Source organism: Pseudomonas sp. B22(2017) (genome assembly GCF_002113105.1).
In the GTDB taxonomy this organism is placed as follows: Bacteria; Pseudomonadota; Gammaproteobacteria; order Pseudomonadales; family Pseudomonadaceae; genus Aquipseudomonas; species Aquipseudomonas asiatica.
The window spans coordinates 533,522-548,657 of sequence record NZ_NEJN01000001.1 but is presented as its reverse complement, the minus strand read 5'-3'; the positions used below and the strand labels follow the sequence as shown (position 1 = coordinate 548,657).

The 15,136-nt window shown below is 61.8% G+C and carries 14 protein-coding genes; 12 read left to right on the top strand and 2 right to left on the bottom strand.

The window, feature by feature from the left end:
- Positions 1–101: 101 nt before the first annotated feature.
- From CAG18_RS02805 to CAG18_RS02795, 3 genes are all read left to right on the top strand, one after another.
- Complete coding sequence (locus tag CAG18_RS02805; protein WP_085720241.1) at positions 102–545, top strand: hypothetical protein; 444 nt, start codon at positions 102–104, stop codon at positions 543–545.
- A 55-nt stretch (positions 546–600) separates the two neighbouring features.
- Positions 601–1,347 (top strand): phytanoyl-CoA dioxygenase family protein, encoded by a 747-nt coding sequence (locus CAG18_RS02800; protein ID WP_085720422.1) that lies wholly within the window; start codon positions 601–603, stop codon positions 1,345–1,347.
- A 197-nt stretch (positions 1,348–1,544) separates the two neighbouring features.
- Entirely contained in the window at positions 1,545–2,066 is a 522-nt protein-coding gene (locus CAG18_RS02795; RefSeq protein WP_015270391.1) for an acyloxyacyl hydrolase, read from the top strand.
- A 168-nt stretch (positions 2,067–2,234) separates the two neighbouring features.
- On the opposite strand, the gene CAG18_RS02790 is transcribed toward CAG18_RS02795, so the two are convergent.
- Both CAG18_RS02790 and CAG18_RS02785 read right to left on the bottom strand, forming a co-directional pair.
- A complete protein-coding gene (locus tag CAG18_RS02790; protein WP_085720239.1) occupies positions 2,235–4,370 on the bottom strand; it encodes a TonB-dependent siderophore receptor in 2,136 nt (711 codons plus the stop codon).
- Positions 4,371–4,816: 446 nt separating this feature from the next.
- Complete coding sequence (locus CAG18_RS02785) at positions 4,817–5,707, bottom strand: universal stress protein (protein ID WP_015270389.1); 891 nt, start codon at positions 5,705–5,707, stop codon at positions 4,817–4,819.
- 147 nt (positions 5,708–5,854) lie between these two features.
- On the opposite strand from CAG18_RS02785, the gene hisN reads away from it, so the two are divergent.
- From hisN to CAG18_RS02740, 9 genes are all read left to right on the top strand, one after another.
- Complete coding sequence (gene hisN / locus CAG18_RS02780) at positions 5,855–6,646, top strand: histidinol-phosphatase (RefSeq protein ID WP_061551251.1); 792 nt, start codon at positions 5,855–5,857, stop codon at positions 6,644–6,646.
- Between the two features lie 225 nt (positions 6,647–6,871).
- Positions 6,872–7,603: a hypothetical protein gene (locus CAG18_RS02775; protein ID WP_043936158.1), complete on the top strand. Its 732-nt coding sequence runs from the start codon at positions 6,872–6,874 to the stop codon at positions 7,601–7,603.
- A gap of 258 nt (positions 7,604–7,861) precedes the next feature.
- Entirely contained in the window at positions 7,862–8,818 is a 957-nt protein-coding gene (benR, locus tag CAG18_RS02770; RefSeq protein ID WP_085720237.1) for a benABC operon transcriptional activator BenR, read from the top strand.
- A gap of 95 nt (positions 8,819–8,913) precedes the next feature.
- Entirely contained in the window at positions 8,914–9,825 is a 912-nt protein-coding gene (locus CAG18_RS02765) for an RHS repeat-associated core domain-containing protein (protein WP_236222134.1), read from the top strand.
- A gap of 83 nt (positions 9,826–9,908) precedes the next feature.
- Positions 9,909–11,267 (top strand): benzoate 1,2-dioxygenase large subunit, encoded by a 1,359-nt coding sequence (benA, locus tag CAG18_RS02760; RefSeq protein ID WP_085720234.1) that lies wholly within the window; start codon positions 9,909–9,911, stop codon positions 11,265–11,267.
- The gene (gene benB / locus CAG18_RS02755) at positions 11,264–11,749 is read left to right on the top strand and encodes a benzoate 1,2-dioxygenase small subunit (RefSeq protein ID WP_013972678.1); all 486 of its coding nucleotides are present in this window, start codon (positions 11,264–11,266) and stop codon (positions 11,747–11,749) included. The genes benA and benB overlap by 4 nt, the downstream gene beginning before the upstream one ends.
- A gap of 73 nt (positions 11,750–11,822) precedes the next feature.
- Complete coding sequence (gene benC, locus CAG18_RS02750) at positions 11,823–12,833, top strand: benzoate 1,2-dioxygenase electron transfer component BenC (RefSeq protein ID WP_085720232.1); 1,011 nt, start codon at positions 11,823–11,825, stop codon at positions 12,831–12,833.
- 145 nt (positions 12,834–12,978) lie between these two features.
- The gene (locus CAG18_RS02745; RefSeq protein WP_013972676.1) at positions 12,979–13,740 is read left to right on the top strand and encodes a 1,6-dihydroxycyclohexa-2,4-diene-1-carboxylate dehydrogenase; all 762 of its coding nucleotides are present in this window, start codon (positions 12,979–12,981) and stop codon (positions 13,738–13,740) included.
- Between the two features lie 57 nt (positions 13,741–13,797).
- Positions 13,798–15,126 (top strand): aromatic acid/H+ symport family MFS transporter, encoded by a 1,329-nt coding sequence (locus CAG18_RS02740; protein ID WP_054573261.1) that lies wholly within the window; start codon positions 13,798–13,800, stop codon positions 15,124–15,126.
- Positions 15,127–15,136: the final 10 nt, after the last annotated feature.

The following is a 15,136-nucleotide window of genomic DNA, read 5'->3' as shown; positions in this document are numbered from 1 at the left end:
ATGAAGCGAATTTCATCCACACGACCACGCATCAGCACGAACGCCGTTACGCCCGAAGGATCAGATAATAGGTAAGCCATCCTCGAAAGGAGGGTCGTACCATGCGTAACCATCACTATGCCCTCGGCGCGGCGCTGCTGATCGCCCTGGCACTGCCATGGACCCTGGCGGCCGCCGCCGACCTCAATGCCCCTATCGACATGCAGGCCGTGCAACTGCAACAGCAGGAGCAGAACGGCGTCCGCTACCTGCAAGGCGGCATCGGCCAGGATGAAGCCAACGCCCTGCGCAAGACCCCGGGCTATGACCTGCACGTAGAACTCTCCACCGGCCCGGAAGGCAAGTTCCAGAGCGGTGCTACCGTCGACATCCAGAATGCACAGGGCCAGCCCGTGCTCAGTCTTACGGATGCCGGGCCGCTGCTGTACGTGCAGTTGCCTCCCGGCAAATACAAAGTGACTGGCAACGCCCAGGGTGAGACGGTGCAGCAATTGGTGACCGTGAATGGCAAGACCCCCGCGACCGTGAACCTGAACTGGCGTTGATGGAAAAACGGGCAGGAGTACGGATGTGCTCCTGCCTGAAAAGGAGCACATCGCCATGAGCCTGGATCTTCAGCTGGAGATGTTGGACGAGCGGGGCTATGTTTTGCTCCCCGGTGTGCTCGAACCCTTGCGTATCGCCTTGCTGCGCTGCGCCATCGATGACCTGCAGCCCATCCACTGGGATTACCAGGGTCTGCTGGAACACTACAAGTGCGTATTCAACCGCAACCCGCTGTGGTTACCCTTTCTCGACCTGCCGCCGCTGATTGCCCTGGCCGAAGCGGCACTGGGCGCCGACTGCCATGTGATCGGCCAGACTGCCTGGCGCAGCCACCCGGGCTACCCCGGCATGGCCCTGCACCTGGACCATCTGCCCATGCAGTTGCCCGACTGGCTCAGCGAGCGCGGCGACTTCACCCAGCCCCCGCAAATCCTGACTGCGCAGCTGTACCTCAGCGATATCGACCATCACATCGGGCCGACCTGGATTGTGCCCGGCAGCCACCGCGCGGCGCGGCCACCGCAGGCTGGCGAGCAACACTGGCAGGGCCGAAAGGCCCAGCCGGTGCTGTGCAAGGCCGGGGACGCGCTGGTGTTTCGCAGCGATGTCTGGCATAGCGGCGGGGCCAACTGCACCCAATCAAGCCAGCGCGACATGCTGCAAGTGCACTATGGCCGGCGCATGGTCGCGCAGAAGTTTTCGCCATACCTGAACTGGCGTTTCAACCCGCAGGTACTGGAGGAGGCCACACCCAGGCAAAGGCGCCTGTTGGGCGAGCACGAAGAAGCGGAATACGACTGAGTGCTGCTGCTCGGCATGGCAGATGCTGGCGCAGGGTATTAGCCAATGGTGGCAATTCACTTTCAACTTTCTGTTTATCTGGACGATAATCAGAAAAGTATTACTTCCTGTGACCGGTGTGGATGCATCCGGTCACCGCATAAGATCGAGGGGCTCAAGCCCCCGCTTGCCGTATAGACCATCAGGAGAAGTCATTGATGAAAACCCGTCTAGCAGCTTCGCTGGCTGCTGCAGTGCTGGCCTTTGCCGGGGCGAATCTGGCCCAGGCAGCGCAGGTGAGCGGTGCCGTTGGCGCCACTGGCCAAGGTGACATGACCTACCGTATTGGCCTGTCGTTTGACTGGGACAAGAAATGGCTGGAAAGCAGCACCGGTCATCTGACCGGGTACTGGGATGCGGCCTACACCTATTGGGAAGGCGGTGAGGCCAGTGGCGCGCACTCGCTGTCGTTCAGCCCGGTGTTCACCTACGAGTTCAGCGGTTTCACCTATACCCCGTACATCGAAGCCGGCATTGGCCTGGCGGCGTTTTCCAAGACCGACGTGGGCGACCAGCGCCTGGGCTCGTCGGTCAACTTCGAAGACCGCATCGGCTTCGGCCTGAAACTGCCGGGGGAGCAGAAGGTGGGGATCCGCGCGATGCACTACTCCAACGCGGGGCTCAAGCAGCCTAACGACGGCATCGAGTCGTACTCGCTGTTCTATAGCAAAGGGTTCTGAGACCGGGGGCCGCTTTGCGGCCCATCGCCGGCAAGCCAGCTCCCACAGGGACCGCGCAGTTCTTTGGATCTGCGCTGGCCCCTAAAGGGACTGCGTATGGCTGGGACGATGCGGTCGAGGTGGGAGCTGGCTTGCCGGCGATGGGCTGCAAAGCAGCCCCATTAACTGTCAGAAGGTATACGAAACCCCAGCTTGCACTGTCCTTGGCGCACCCGGGTAGACGTAGTTGTTGAACGCGCCCTCGTCATAGCCCTTGTTGAACACGTTCTTCACATCCAGGTTCAACCGCACGTGTTCGTTGACCTTGTAGAAGCTCAGCAGGTCCACCACGCTGTAGCGCTCCATGGTGTAGGTCGTGGCTGCCGTCTGGCCGGCGCGATCATCCACGTACTTCACCCCAACCCCCAACCCCAGCCCCTTGGCCAAGCCATCCTGGAACTCGTAGGTGTTCAGCAGGCTGAAACTGTTGCGCGGGATGTTGGCCAGGCGCGTGCCCTTGGGCAGGGTCGTATCCTGGGTGACTTCGGCGTCCACGTAGGCATAGCCACCGATCACGCGCCACTCTGGCGTCAGGTTGCCGGCGATGTTGATGTCCAGGCCACGGCTGCGCACTTCGCCGGCCGCAATACTGTAGGTACCGGTTGAGTCGTTCGGGTCGCGCGCCAGGACGTTCTCTTTGACGATGTGATAGATCGCCGCGTCGATGCTCAGCTGGCGGTCGAGTGCCTCCCATTTCACACCCAGTTCGTAGGACTTGCCTTTCTCCGGGTCGAAGCCTCCGCCTCCGTTTGGCGTGCCGGTGTTGGGCTTGAACGAGCGCGCGGTGTTGGCATAGACCGCAACCGTATCGGTCAGGTCGTAGATCAGGCCGAAGCGTGGGGTGACGCCGTTTTCGCCCTTGCTGAAGTCGCGGTTGGTCGGCAGCTTGTCGTCGTAATCGTGCTCGAAGCGCTCGAAGCGCACACCCGCCAGCGCCTTCAGTCGCTCGGTCAGGGCCACCTGGTCCTGGATGAATGCCGCCCAGGTCTTCAGGTTTTCCTTGTCATGGGTGGTGGTGCGGGTCAGGGCAGGGCGTGGCTGGCCCAGTACCGGGTCGAAGATGTCAATCGGGTACTTATCGGCACCGCTGGCCGAGCGCTGGATGATCGAGTTGTAGTCGTAGTCTTCGTACTCGATGCCCGTCAGCAGTGTATGAGCGTAGCCGCCGGTGTCGAAGTGGCCGGTGAGGTTGAGCTGGTAGTCGCGGTCGGTCCACTCGAGTTTGCGGTAGTTGAAGTTGCGCCCCAGCGTGCGACCGTCAGCCTGCAATGCGTTGGCTTCCACGGCATTGCCCTTGAGCGAGCCGTCGAGCCACTGCATGCCACCGCCCAGCGTCCAGTTGTCGTTGAGCAGGTGCTCGAAACGCAACTGGGCCATGTTGTTGTCGTTGTGCAGCAGGTTGTCGCTGCCTTTTTCCCAGATGTTGGTGTCGCGCGAAGCTGTGCCGAGCTGGCCGGGCAGGCGGGTCAGGCCACGGTCCAGCGGGTGGTTGTTGCGCATGAAGTCGCCCTCGAAGACGATCTTCGTGCTGTCGTTGACCTGCCAGCTGAGCACTGGCGCCACGTCATAGCGCTCGCTTTCCACATCGTCACGGAAGCTTTCGCCGCCTTCACCCAGCAGGTTCAGGCGGTAGGCCAGCGAGCCGTCCTGATTCAGCGGCCCGGTAGCGTCCAGGGTAGCGCGGTGCATGCCCTGGTCATCGAACTGGCTGCCCAGGGTGACTTTCGACTCTGGCAGCGGCTGCTTGCTGACCACGTTGAAAGTGCCGCCAGGGTCGCCACGGCCGTACAAGCTGCTGGCCGGGCCACGGATCACTTCCAGGCGTTCGACGGTGTTGGCGTCGGGGGCGCTAGGGTAGCCGCGGTTGATCGGGAAACCGTTGCGGTAGAACTCACCGGTGGTGAAGCCACGCACGGTGAAAGTGGTCAGGCCCTGGCCGCCGAAGTTGTTGGCGCGGCCGACGCCGCCAGCGTAGTCCAGGCCGTCCTGCAGACGCGTGGCGCCGGTGTCTTCCAGTACATCCTTGGGCACCACGCTGACCGATTGCGGGGTTTCGTGCAGGGCAGTGTCGGTGCGAGTGGCGCTGGCCGAGCGGGTAGCCTTGTAACCCTCGACCGGGCCTTCGGCACGTTCGCTGTCGGCGCTGCTGGTGATGTTCAGGGCCTGGAGTTCGATCTGGGTGGGTTCGCTGAGCGGTTCAGGCTCGGCAAAGGCCAGCGGAGAGACAGCATGAAGCACACAAAGCGAAACGAACGTGCGACGCATCGACGGTACGATCCTGGAGTAGGGCGCTGAGGGTAGGGTGGGCAAGCGCCGAGAAACTACTACGAATCATTATCAAATGCATTCTTTTTATGTGGCACTGGTGTACCAGATGCCAAGGGTAGAATCCGTGTTGGCTTCTTCGCGGGTAAACCCGCTCCCACAGGGGTTTCACCAAGCCTGAGGTCAGTGGAATTCCTGTGGGAGATTGCCCAACCCTTTGGGCTGCGCTTTCGCGCAGAGAACCAATATCGCTCGTCTGACGCGTCCTTTGTAGGAGCAGCCTTGTGCTGCGAAGAGGCCGGTACAGCCAATAGACAGGCTTTGTCAGCCCCGGCCTCTTCGCAGCAGAAGGCTGCTCCTACAGAACCTCGCCGAACCAATGAGTCATGTGTTGTTCAATGAGAGCGGGTTCACCCGCGAAGAAGCCGGTGCAGGTATACCAGTACTCACCGAACCGCCTTGATCGCCAGCACATTGCACAGCGGATGCTCCAGCACATGCGCTGTCGTCCCGCCCAGGAACGTCTGCATGGCATCATGCCGGTGGCTGCCCATCACGATCACATCCGCCCGGCTGTGGCCGACGAACTGGGCAATCGCCTTGATCGCAGCCCCTTCCAGAAAGTGCCTGCGCTCCAGCGGGATCTGGTGGTGGTCGCCCAGCCGGTTGAACGCCGCCCGCTGCGCGGTGCGCACGCTGACATCGAAGCCGGGCATGGTCACCGTGCCAGCGCCGAAGTCGGCAATGTGTGTCTTGGCCGCGTCGCACACATGCAGCAGGTGCAACTCGGCATTGCACTGCAGGGCCAGGGCATGGGCGCAGCGGATCACCTGCTCATCCAGATGCTCGCCTGCGCCATGGCTGTTCAGGTCCACCGCGGCGGCAATCTGCCGGGGCAGGGGAAGGCGGATATCGCTGACCAGGTGCACGGCGACCGGGCTGTCCTTCAGCAACTGCCAGTCCAGTGGCGTTACCAGCAGGCGCTTGAGCACCGGTTCGTGCTGCACATCCTTGATCAGCAGGTCGCAACCCAGTCGCTCGACCCGTTCCAGCACACTGTTCAGCGGGTCGCGGGTCAGCAGCAGTTCGGTAGATACATCCAGGCCGGCGTTGGCCAGTTGCTCGGCTTCGTCCGCCAGCCATTGGCGGTTGTCACTGAGCAGCCGTTCCCGCTCGCGGCTATCGCTCATCAAACCGAAGGTGTCGACATCGTCGACGAACACGTTGATATCCAGCAAGGCACCGCTGGATTCCGCCAGCGCCGCAGCGCGTTGCAGCGCCGGCGTGTGGCGCATCTGCGGGCCGAGCATGACGAACAGACGCTTGAACTGGCTCATCTCACACCTCCACGTGTGGCAGCCCCCCGGTGATCTGGTCTTGTTCAGTCTAGACCGCGCAGGGCGCATGAGCAGCCTGGCGGAGGCTGGCGCGGAACGGCGTGTCGGGTATGATGCGGGCCCCATCATTTTCACGAGGCCCGCCCCATGTCCCTGAGTGCTGAACAGATCGGCGAATTCCGCGCCTTTGCCGAGCAGCTGGCCGATGCCGCTGCCGTGGCGATCAAGCCATACTTTCGCGCCAGCCTGGACGTCGAGGACAAGGGTGGGCGCCTGTACGACCCGGTGACCGTGGCCGACAAGGCAGCCGAGGACGCCATGCGCGAGCTGATCCAGGCCCGCTATCCCGACCACGGCATCCTCGGTGAAGAAGCCGGCGTGGCAGTCGGCAGCAGCCCGCTGACCTGGGTGCTCGACCCGATCGACGGCACCCGCGCCTTCATCACCGGCCTGCCGCTGTGGGGCACGCTGATTGCCCTGAACGACGGCACCCGCCCGGTGGTCGGGGTGATGAACCAGCCGTTCACCGGCGAACGCTTTGTCGGAACGCCGGAAGGCGCCTGGCGCAGCGGTGCGCCGTTAAAGACCCGCGCCTGTGCCGACCTGGCCTCCGCCACGTTGATGTGCACCACGCCGGACATGTTCGATACCGCCGCGCGGAAGGCCGCGTTCGAGGCCGTTGCCGGCAAGGCGCGCCTGATGCGTTACGGTGGCGATTGCTATGCCTATTGCATGCTGGCTTCCGGGTTCGTCGACGTGATTGTCGAGGCGAGCCTGCAGCCATATGACGTGCAGGCGCTGATGCCGATCATCGAAGGGGCGGGCGGGGTGATCACGGCGTGGGATGGCAGCAGCGCGCAGAATGGCGGGTGCGTGGTGGCCTGTGGTGACCCGGCGCTGCATGCGCAGGTGGTGGAGATGTTGCGTCACGCCATGTAATTCATGTAATGCCTGCGCCGGCCTCTTCGCGGGTAAACCCGCTCCTACAGGTTCTGCGCAGTTTTCAAGATTTGTGGTGATCCTGTGGGCGCGGGTTTACCCGCGAAGCGGCCGGCACAGGTATGCAAAACCCCCGATCACCGCACTTTTTCCAATTTCCGGGCTCTATGCATGGCCAGGCCACACTGATCCACGGTGCGGCCGCCGAATATCGACCCGGTGCCGATGGTTGCAAGCAAGCCAAAATTCTTCCCCCGCCTGCTAATGGCAGGCGCCCTCACATGCCTGTGCGCCTGCACCCAGCAGCAGGGCCGCGACGTGCTCGACCAGTTCGGCAACGGCAAGCCCAGCGAGCTGTTCCAGACCAGCGTCGATCGCCTGGCCACGCTGTCCATGCGCGATAACCTGCAGAGCTTGTACCTGCTGATGAACAAGCTGTACCTGCGCAACCCCAATCAGTGGAAGCTGTCCGGCTACGTGGATGCTGCAACTGCCGAGGGGCAGATCCGTATCGCCATCGAGCAACGCCAGCCCTTGCCACAACTAGGCAACCGTCGCGACCTGGCAGCCTTGAGCTACGCCCTGAGCCCCGAGTTTCGCGGTGACCGGGTCGGTGCGTTCATCTACGCCATCGGCAGCATGCTGATTACCGCGCACGGCGGCCGTACGGAGTTCTACATGACCGATACCATCGACCCGCTGTTCGTCAACAACGCGGCACGCAATATCGAGAAGGCCACCTGGATGTTGAGCCAGCGGCAGGATGCCAATGGTGTGCTGCTGTTGTTCTCCAACGAAATCTCGGAAGAGGGCAGCAACCTGAGTTTTGCCGTGGAGTTCGGCAAGATCGTGGCACGGCTGGATTTGCTGGCGGAGTTGCTGGATGAGCGGTATAGGAGGATTGGGTTGAATTATGCGCAAAGCCTGTTGTTGATGAACTTCCTGCCGGTGCAGTGAAGTGAGCGTTGCCGGGTTGCCTGAGCCGTTCGATAAACGAACACTGACCTGTCCTTACTGTTCGCTATCCGCCCATCCATTCCCAAGGTCGCATTGCCCAACCCCCGCCTTTTTGCTTAAGTGTGCCCATCCACCGGTTGTCGCCTGCCCCCGCGACCCGCAACCGGCTCGGTAGAATGACCGTGACGACCGCAACCACAGCCCGCCGGGCCGTAGGATGCGGCAACCAGAACAATAACGATCCGGGTAACCTTGCCTATGGAAAGCCGCCTGCTGAGCGAGCGCAGTAGCGTGTTTCATCACGCCGACCCTTATGCTGTGTCCGATTATGTCAACCAGCACGTAGGCCAGCATTGCATCGGTTTGTCTCGCACCACTCATCCGCAAGCCAGCCTCAGCCACCGCAAGTTCGCTGAGCTGGACCTTTGCCGCATCAGCTACGGCGGCAGCGTGCGCGTTACCTCGCCGGCACTGGAAACCATCTACCACCTGCAGGTGCTGCTCAATGGCAACTGCTTGTGGCGCGGGCACAAGCGCGAGCACCACCTGGTGCCGGGCGAACTATTGTTGATCAACCCCGACGACCCGGTTGACCTGACCTACTCGGAAGACTGCGAGAAGTTCATCCTGAAGGTACCGACCCGGCTACTGGATTCGATCTGCGACGAACAGCGCTGGCACCGCCCTGATGGCGGGGTGCGGTTCTTGCGCAACCATTACCGGCTGGACGAGCTGGACGGGTTCGTCAACCTGCTGGGCATGGTCTGCCAGGAAGCAGAGGTGAGCGATTCGCTGCCCAGGGTGCAGGGCCACTACAGCCAGATCGTCGCCAGCAAGCTGCTGACCCTGATGAGCACCAATATCCGTCGCGAATGCCTGAGCGCACCGCAAGCGGGGCTTGAGCGCATTCTTGAGTACATTGAGCGCAACCTGAAGCTGGAGTTGTCGGCTGAGGTACTGGCGAAGCAGGCCTGCATGAGTTTGCGCTCGCTGTATGCGTTGTTTGACCAGCATCTGGGCACTACACCCAAACATTACGTGCGCCAGCGTAAGCTGGAGCGGGTGCATGCATGCCTGAGCGACCCGACCTGTGGCGTGCGTAGTGTGACGGAGCTGGCCCTGGATTACGGTTTCCTTCATCTGGGGCGTTTTTCCGAGGTCTATCGGCAGCAGTTTGGTGAGTTGCCGTCGCAGACGTTCAAGCGGCGCGCGTGAAGACGTTTAGCTTGTCTACCTGATATTTCTGCCAGTTGCATGCACGATGGCTCCAAACCACTATTTGCTTCATCACGGGGTAAATGGTGGCAACCATGTCGATGTCGCAAAAACAGCTCTATTTTTACTCCTCCAAAGGCCTGTCGCTGATCAAGAATCCGGACGGCGGGGCCTCGGCGTTGATGCGCGCTGCTGATCTGGTTTTGGGGCAGCGTGATGATAGCCAGCTAGCGTTTTACGCAACGGATTTACAAGGTTCGGTTCTCCGCTGGAATTGGCGAAATTCATCGAGTTCGATGGAGTACACAGTGTATGGGTGGGACAGCCGTCAAGGTGCGTCAATGCTGCAATACACCGGTCAACGGAAAGAGACGCTCACCGGGCACTATTTGTTGGGGGATGGATATCGTGCATACAGTTCGGAGTTGATGCGATTCAATGCGCCAGACAGCTTGAGCCCGTTCGGTGATGGAGGTCCCAATTCGTACTGCTACTGTACCAATGATCCTGTGAATAAAGTGGATCCAAGTGGACACACCGGCCTGCCACCCAATAGCTTCCTGAACAATAGCCGCCTGTTCACCAATCGATGGGGGCTTCGTTCGGCTGCGTCCTATACATTTGGTCAAAAAGCTCCAGCGTTAAAAACCCTTAGCGTGAAGAAGGGATTGTCTGAAATTGACCCTAATCTGAAGGGCAGGATAAAACATGCAGAAAGAAATCAATCCTGGAAGTTGGGCGATGTACAGCGACTAGAGAGTGCTACGGCTACTCTGCAAGGCATAGCGAATCGTTTCGAGTTGGCTGAAAAGTATTTTGCAACTGAGAGGGTCCCTTTGGAAGCCCAAGCAGCTCACGAGACACGCAAAGAGATTTTAGCTATCAAGCATTGGGTTGATCGAAAGCTGGTAAAAGCTAAAGAAGTGTACAAAAGGCGCGAATTGATCAATGCATTGCCATTTTCCCAACCCGCTGAACAAGCGTCGAAAGTGCGTGAAGGCGGATAATACTCTGCACAATCCGGATAGTCCCCCGCCAGCCGTCTCCCTAACCTGACCAGGTCTAAACAATAACAAGGGAGACCCTGGCCATGTCCCTGGGATTCGACTACCTTAATGCCTTGCTCGAGGACGACCGTGAAAAGGGCATCTACCGCTGCAAGCGTGAGATGTTCACCGACCCACGCCTGTTCGACCTGGAGATGAAACACATCTTCGAGGGCAACTGGATCTACCTGGCCCATGAAAGCCAGATTCCCGAGAAAAACGACTTCCTCACCCTGACCATGGGGCGCCAGCCGATCTTCATCGCGCGCAACAAGGACGGTGAGCTCAACGCCTTCCTCAACGCCTGCAGCCACCGCGGCGCCATGCTCTGCCGGCACAAGCGCGGCAACCGCGCCAGCTACACCTGCCCGTTCCACGGCTGGACCTTCAACAACAGCGGCAAGCTGCTCAAGGTCAAAGACCCAAGCAACGCCGGCTACCCCGACAGCTTCAACTGCGACGGCTCCCACGACCTGACCAAGGTGGCACGCTTCGAGTCGTACCGTGGCTTCCTGTTCGGCAGCCTGAAGGCCGACGTCAAGCCGTTGGTCGAGCACCTGGGCGAGTCGGCCAAGATCATCGACATGATCGTCGACCAGTCGCCGGAAGGCCTGGAAGTGCTGCGTGGCGCCAGTTCGTACATCTACGAAGGCAACTGGAAGCTAACCGCCGAGAACGGCGCCGACGGCTACCACGTCAGCTCCGTGCACTGGAACTATGCCGCCACCCAGAACCAGCGCAAGCAGCGCGAGGCGGGTGACGAGATCAAGACCATGAGCGCCGGTGCCTGGGCCAAGCAGGGCGGTGGCTTCTACTCCTTCGACCACGGCCACCTGCTGCTGTGGACCCGCTGGGCCAACCCCGAGGACCGCCCGGCCTACGAGCGCCGCGACCAACTCGCCGCCGACTTCGGCCAGGCCCGTGCCGACTGGATGATCGAGAACTCGCGCAACCTGTGCCTGTACCCGAACGTGTACCTGATGGACCAGTTCAGCTCGCAGATCCGCATCGCCCGGCCGATTTCGGTGAACAAGACCGAAATCACCATCTACTGCATCGCGCCGAAAGGCGAGAGCGCCGATGCCCGCGCCAAGCGCATTCGCCAGTACGAAGACTTCTTCAACGTCAGCGGCATGGCCACCCCCGACGACCTGGAAGAGTTTCGCTCGTGCCAGACCGGCTACGGCGGCGGTACCGGCTGGAACGACATGTCCCGCGGCGCTGAACACTGGGTGGAAGGCGCCGACGAGGCGGCCCGGGAAATCGAGCTCAAGCCGCTGCTGTCGGGCGTACGCACCGAGGACGAAGGCCTGTTCGTGCTGCAGCACAAGTACTGGCAGGAAACCATGATCCAGGCCTTGAAGGATGAACAGCAACTGATCCCCGTGGAGGCCGTGCAATGAGCCTGTATGCAACCGTGCGCGACTTCCTTTTCCGCGAAGCGCGTTACCTGGATGACGCCCAGTGGGATCAGTGGCTGGAAATGTACGCCAGTGATTGCACCTTCTGGATGCCGAGCTGGGACGATGACGACACCCTTACCGAAGACCCACAAAGCGAAATCTCGCTGATCTGGTACGGCAACCGAGGCGGCCTGGAAGACCGGGTGTTCCGCATCAAGACCGAGCGCTCCAGTGCAACCGTGCCCGACACCCGCACCTCGCACAACATCAGCAACATCGAGATCGTCGAGCAGGGCGAGGGCAGCTGCCAGGTGCGCTTCAACTGGCACACCCTGAGCTTCCGCTACAAGACCACCGACAGTTACTTCGGCACCAGCTTCTACACCCTCGACCTGCGCGGCGAGCAGCCGCTGATCAAGGCCAAGAAGGTGGTGCTGAAGAACGACTACGTTCGCCAGGTCATCGACATCTACCACATCTGATCCAGGGTTTTTGCGAGCGCTGCCCGGAGCGTCCTGCGACGTGCCGTGGCCAGGCTCGCCCGCGAGGTGCAACATGAGCTACCAGATCGCACTGAATTTCGAAGACGGGGTTACCCGCTTCATCGAGGCCGCCGGCCATGAAACCGTGGCCGACGCCGCCTACCGCCAGGGCATCAACATCCCGCTGGACTGCCGCGACGGCGCCTGCGGTACCTGCAAGTGCAAGGCCGAGTCCGGCCGCTACGACCTGGGCGACAACTTCATCGAAGATGCCCTGAGCGAAGATGAAATCGCCGAAGGTTACGTACTGACCTGCCAGATGCGCGCCGAGAGCGACTGCGTCATCCGCATCCCGGCCTCGTCGCAGCTGTGCAAGACCGAACAGGCCAGTTTCGAGGCCGCCATCAGTGATGTCCGCCAATTGTCGGCCAGCACCATTGCCCTGTCGATCAAGGGTGAATCCCTCAGCCGCCTGGCCTTCCTGCCGGGGCAATATGTCAACCTCAAGGTGCCGGGCAGCGAGCAGAGCCGAGCCTATTCGTTCAGCTCGCTGCAGAAGGACGGCGAGGTCAGCTTCCTGATCCGCAACGTGCCGGGTGGGTTGATGAGCAGTTTCCTGACCAACCTGGCCAAGGCGGGCGACAGCATGACCCTGGCCGGGCCGCTGGGCAGCTTCTACCTGCGGCCGATCCAGCGCCCGCTGTTGCTGCTGGCCGGTGGTACGGGCCTGGCGCCGTTCACGGCGATGCTGGAGAAGATCGCCGAGCAGGGTAGCGAGCACCCGCTGCACCTGATCTACGGCGTGACCAACGACTTCGACCTGGTCGAACTCGACCGCCTGCAGGCGCTGGCGGCGCGCATCCCCAACTTCACCTTCAGTGCCTGCGTGGCCAACCCGGACAGCCAGTACCCGCAGAAGGGCTACGTGACCCAGCACATCGAACCGCGCCACCTCAACGATGGTGATGTGGATGTGTACCTGTGCGGCCCGCCACCGATGGTCGAGGCGGTCAGCCAGTACGTGCGCGAGCAGGGCATTACCCCGGCGAACTTCTACTACGAGAAGTTCGCGGCGGCGGCCTGATTCCTTTTATTCCAAGTAATACGCCGACCCTGTGGGAGCGGGCGTGCCCGCGAAGAGGCCAGCAGGTTCAACAACTTTGTCTGGTCGGACGCATTCGCGGGCATGCCCGCTCCCACAGGAACCGTGGCGAACCGGAGAGATGGATATGAACAACCGATTCCAAGGCAAGGTCGCCCTGGTCACCGGTGCCGCCCAGGGCATCGGCCGTGGCGTGTGCTGGCGGCTTAAGGCCGAAGGCGCGCAAGTGATAGCGGTAGACCGCTCCGAACTGGTTCACGAACTGGCCAGCGAGGGCATGCTCACCCTCACCGCCGACCTGGAACAATATGGTGACTGCGCCAGGGTCATGGCCAACGCGGTTGAAGCGTTCGGCCGCCTCGACATCCTGGTCAACAACGTTGGCGGCACCATCTGGGCCAAGCCCTTCGAACACTACGAAGTGGACCAGATCGAAGCCGAAGTACGCCGTTCGCTGTTCCCCACCCTGTGGTGCTGCCATGCCGCACTGCCATACATGCTCGAGCGTGGCAGCGGCGCCATCGTCAACGTCTCGTCCATCGCCACCCGTGGCGTCAACCGCGTGCCCTACGGCGCAGCCAAGGGTGGCGTCAACGCGCTGACTGCGTGCCTGGCCTTTGAAACCGCCGGCCGTGGCATCCGGGTCAACGCCACTGCTCCCGGCGGCACCGAAGCGCCACCCCGGCGCGTACCGCGCAACAGTGCCGAGCAGACCGAACAGGAAAAGCACTGGTACCAGCAGATCGTCGACCAGACCCTCGACAGCAGCCTGATGCACCGCTACGGCAGCATCGACGAGCAGGTGGGCGCAATCCTGTTCCTGGCTTCCGACGAAGCCTCGTACATCACCGGCGTGACCTTGCCGGTAGGGGGCGGCGACCTCGGCTGAGCGACACCCCTAGGCAAAAAGCTTTCTTTCACAACAAAAACAAGAGCGACAGATGCCATGCGAACCCTTGACGTACACCCGATCATCGATAATGCGCGCTTTACCCCCTTCCACTGGATGGTCATGGCCTGGTGCGGCCTGCTGCTGATCTTCGACGGCTATGACTTGTTCATCTACGGCGTGGTACTGCCGGTCATCATGAAAGAGTGGGGCCTGACCCCGTTGCAGGCCGGTGCACTGGGCAGCTATGCGCTGTTCGGCATGATGTTCGGCGCCCTGGCGTTCGGCAGCCTGGCCGATCGCATCGGGCGCAAGAAGGGCATCGCCATCTGTTTTGCCTTGTTCTCCGGGGCGACCATCCTCAACGGGTTTGCCAGCAGCCCGAGCGAGTTCGGCATCTACCGCTTCATTGCCGGCCTGGGCTGTGGCGGCCTGATGCCCAACGCCGTGGCACTGATGAACGAGTACGCGCCCAAGCGACTGCGCAGCACGTTGGTAGCGATCATGTTCAGTGGCTACTCGCTGGGCGGCATGCTCTCGGCGGGTGTCGGCATCTTCATGCTGCCGCGTTTCGGCTGGGAATCGATGTTCTTCGCCGCCGCGGTGCCACTGCTGTTGTTGCCGGTAATCCTGTACTACCTCCCTGAATCGATCGGTTTCCTGGTACGCCAGGGCCGTACCGACGAGGCCCGCAAGCTGCTCAAGCGGCTGGACCCGGATTGCGACGTGAAGGCGGACGATGCGCTGCAGGCGGCCGACCGCAAAGGCAGCGGGGCGTCGGTGCTGGAACTGTTCCGCAACGGCCTGGCCATTCGCACCCTGGCGCTGTGGCTGGCGTTCTTCTGCTGCCTGCTGATGGTCTACGCGCTCAGCTCCTGGCTGCCGAAGCTGATGGCCAACGCCGGCTACAGCCTGGGCTCGAGCCTGTCGTTCCTGCTGGCGCTGAACTTCGGTGGTATGGCCGGGGCGATTCTCGGTGGCTGGCTGGGCGACCGTTACAGCCTGGTCAAAGTCAAAGTGGCGTTCTTCATCGCCGCCGCGCTGTCGATCAGCCTGCTGGGCGTCAACAGCCCGATGCCGGTGCTGTACCTGCTGATCTTCATTGCCGGCGCCACCACCATCGGCACGCAGATCCTGCTGTATGCCGGCGCCGCTCAACTCTACGGGCTATCGGTGCGCTCCACCGGGCTGGGCTGGGCCTCGGGCATCGGCCGCAACGGTGCCATCGTCGGCCCGCTGCTGGGTGGTGCGCTGATGGGCATCAACCTGCCCCTGCAGCTCAATTTCATTGCTTTCGCCATCCCTGGCGCAATTGCCGCGCTGGCCATGGCCGTGCACCTGGCCAGCGGCCGTCGGCACGCCCAGGCGGTTGCGGCACAGGCGTAACTCCAGAAAA

Excerpts from the sequence above, each read along its gene's own strand:
- CAG18_RS02785 (WP_015270389.1), bottom strand. The coding sequence starts at position 5,707 with ATGAGCCAGTTCAAGCGTCTGTTCGTCATGCTCGGCCCGCAGATGCGC.
- benA (WP_085720234.1), top strand. The coding sequence starts at position 9,909 with ATGTCCCTGGGATTCGACTACCTTAATGCCTTGCTCGAGGACGACCGT.
- CAG18_RS02790 (WP_085720239.1), bottom strand. The coding sequence starts at position 4,370 with ATGCGTCGCACGTTCGTTTCGCTTTGTGTGCTTCATGCTGTCTCTCCG.
- CAG18_RS02805 (WP_085720241.1), top strand. The coding sequence starts at position 102 with ATGCGTAACCATCACTATGCCCTCGGCGCGGCGCTGCTGATCGCCCTG.
- CAG18_RS02740 (WP_054573261.1), top strand. The coding sequence starts at position 13,798 with ATGCGAACCCTTGACGTACACCCGATCATCGATAATGCGCGCTTTACC.
- benC (WP_085720232.1), top strand. The coding sequence starts at position 11,823 with ATGAGCTACCAGATCGCACTGAATTTCGAAGACGGGGTTACCCGCTTC.
- hisN (WP_061551251.1), top strand. The coding sequence starts at position 5,855 with ATGTCCCTGAGTGCTGAACAGATCGGCGAATTCCGCGCCTTTGCCGAG.
- CAG18_RS02745 (WP_013972676.1), top strand. The coding sequence starts at position 12,979 with ATGAACAACCGATTCCAAGGCAAGGTCGCCCTGGTCACCGGTGCCGCC.
- CAG18_RS02800 (WP_085720422.1), top strand. The coding sequence starts at position 601 with ATGAGCCTGGATCTTCAGCTGGAGATGTTGGACGAGCGGGGCTATGTT.
- CAG18_RS02775 (WP_043936158.1), top strand. The coding sequence starts at position 6,872 with ATGGTTGCAAGCAAGCCAAAATTCTTCCCCCGCCTGCTAATGGCAGGC.
- CAG18_RS02795 (WP_015270391.1), top strand. The coding sequence starts at position 1,545 with ATGAAAACCCGTCTAGCAGCTTCGCTGGCTGCTGCAGTGCTGGCCTTT.
- CAG18_RS02765 (WP_236222134.1), top strand. The coding sequence starts at position 8,914 with ATGTCGATGTCGCAAAAACAGCTCTATTTTTACTCCTCCAAAGGCCTG.
- benR (WP_085720237.1), top strand. The coding sequence starts at position 7,862 with ATGGAAAGCCGCCTGCTGAGCGAGCGCAGTAGCGTGTTTCATCACGCC.
- benB (WP_013972678.1), top strand. The coding sequence starts at position 11,264 with ATGAGCCTGTATGCAACCGTGCGCGACTTCCTTTTCCGCGAAGCGCGT.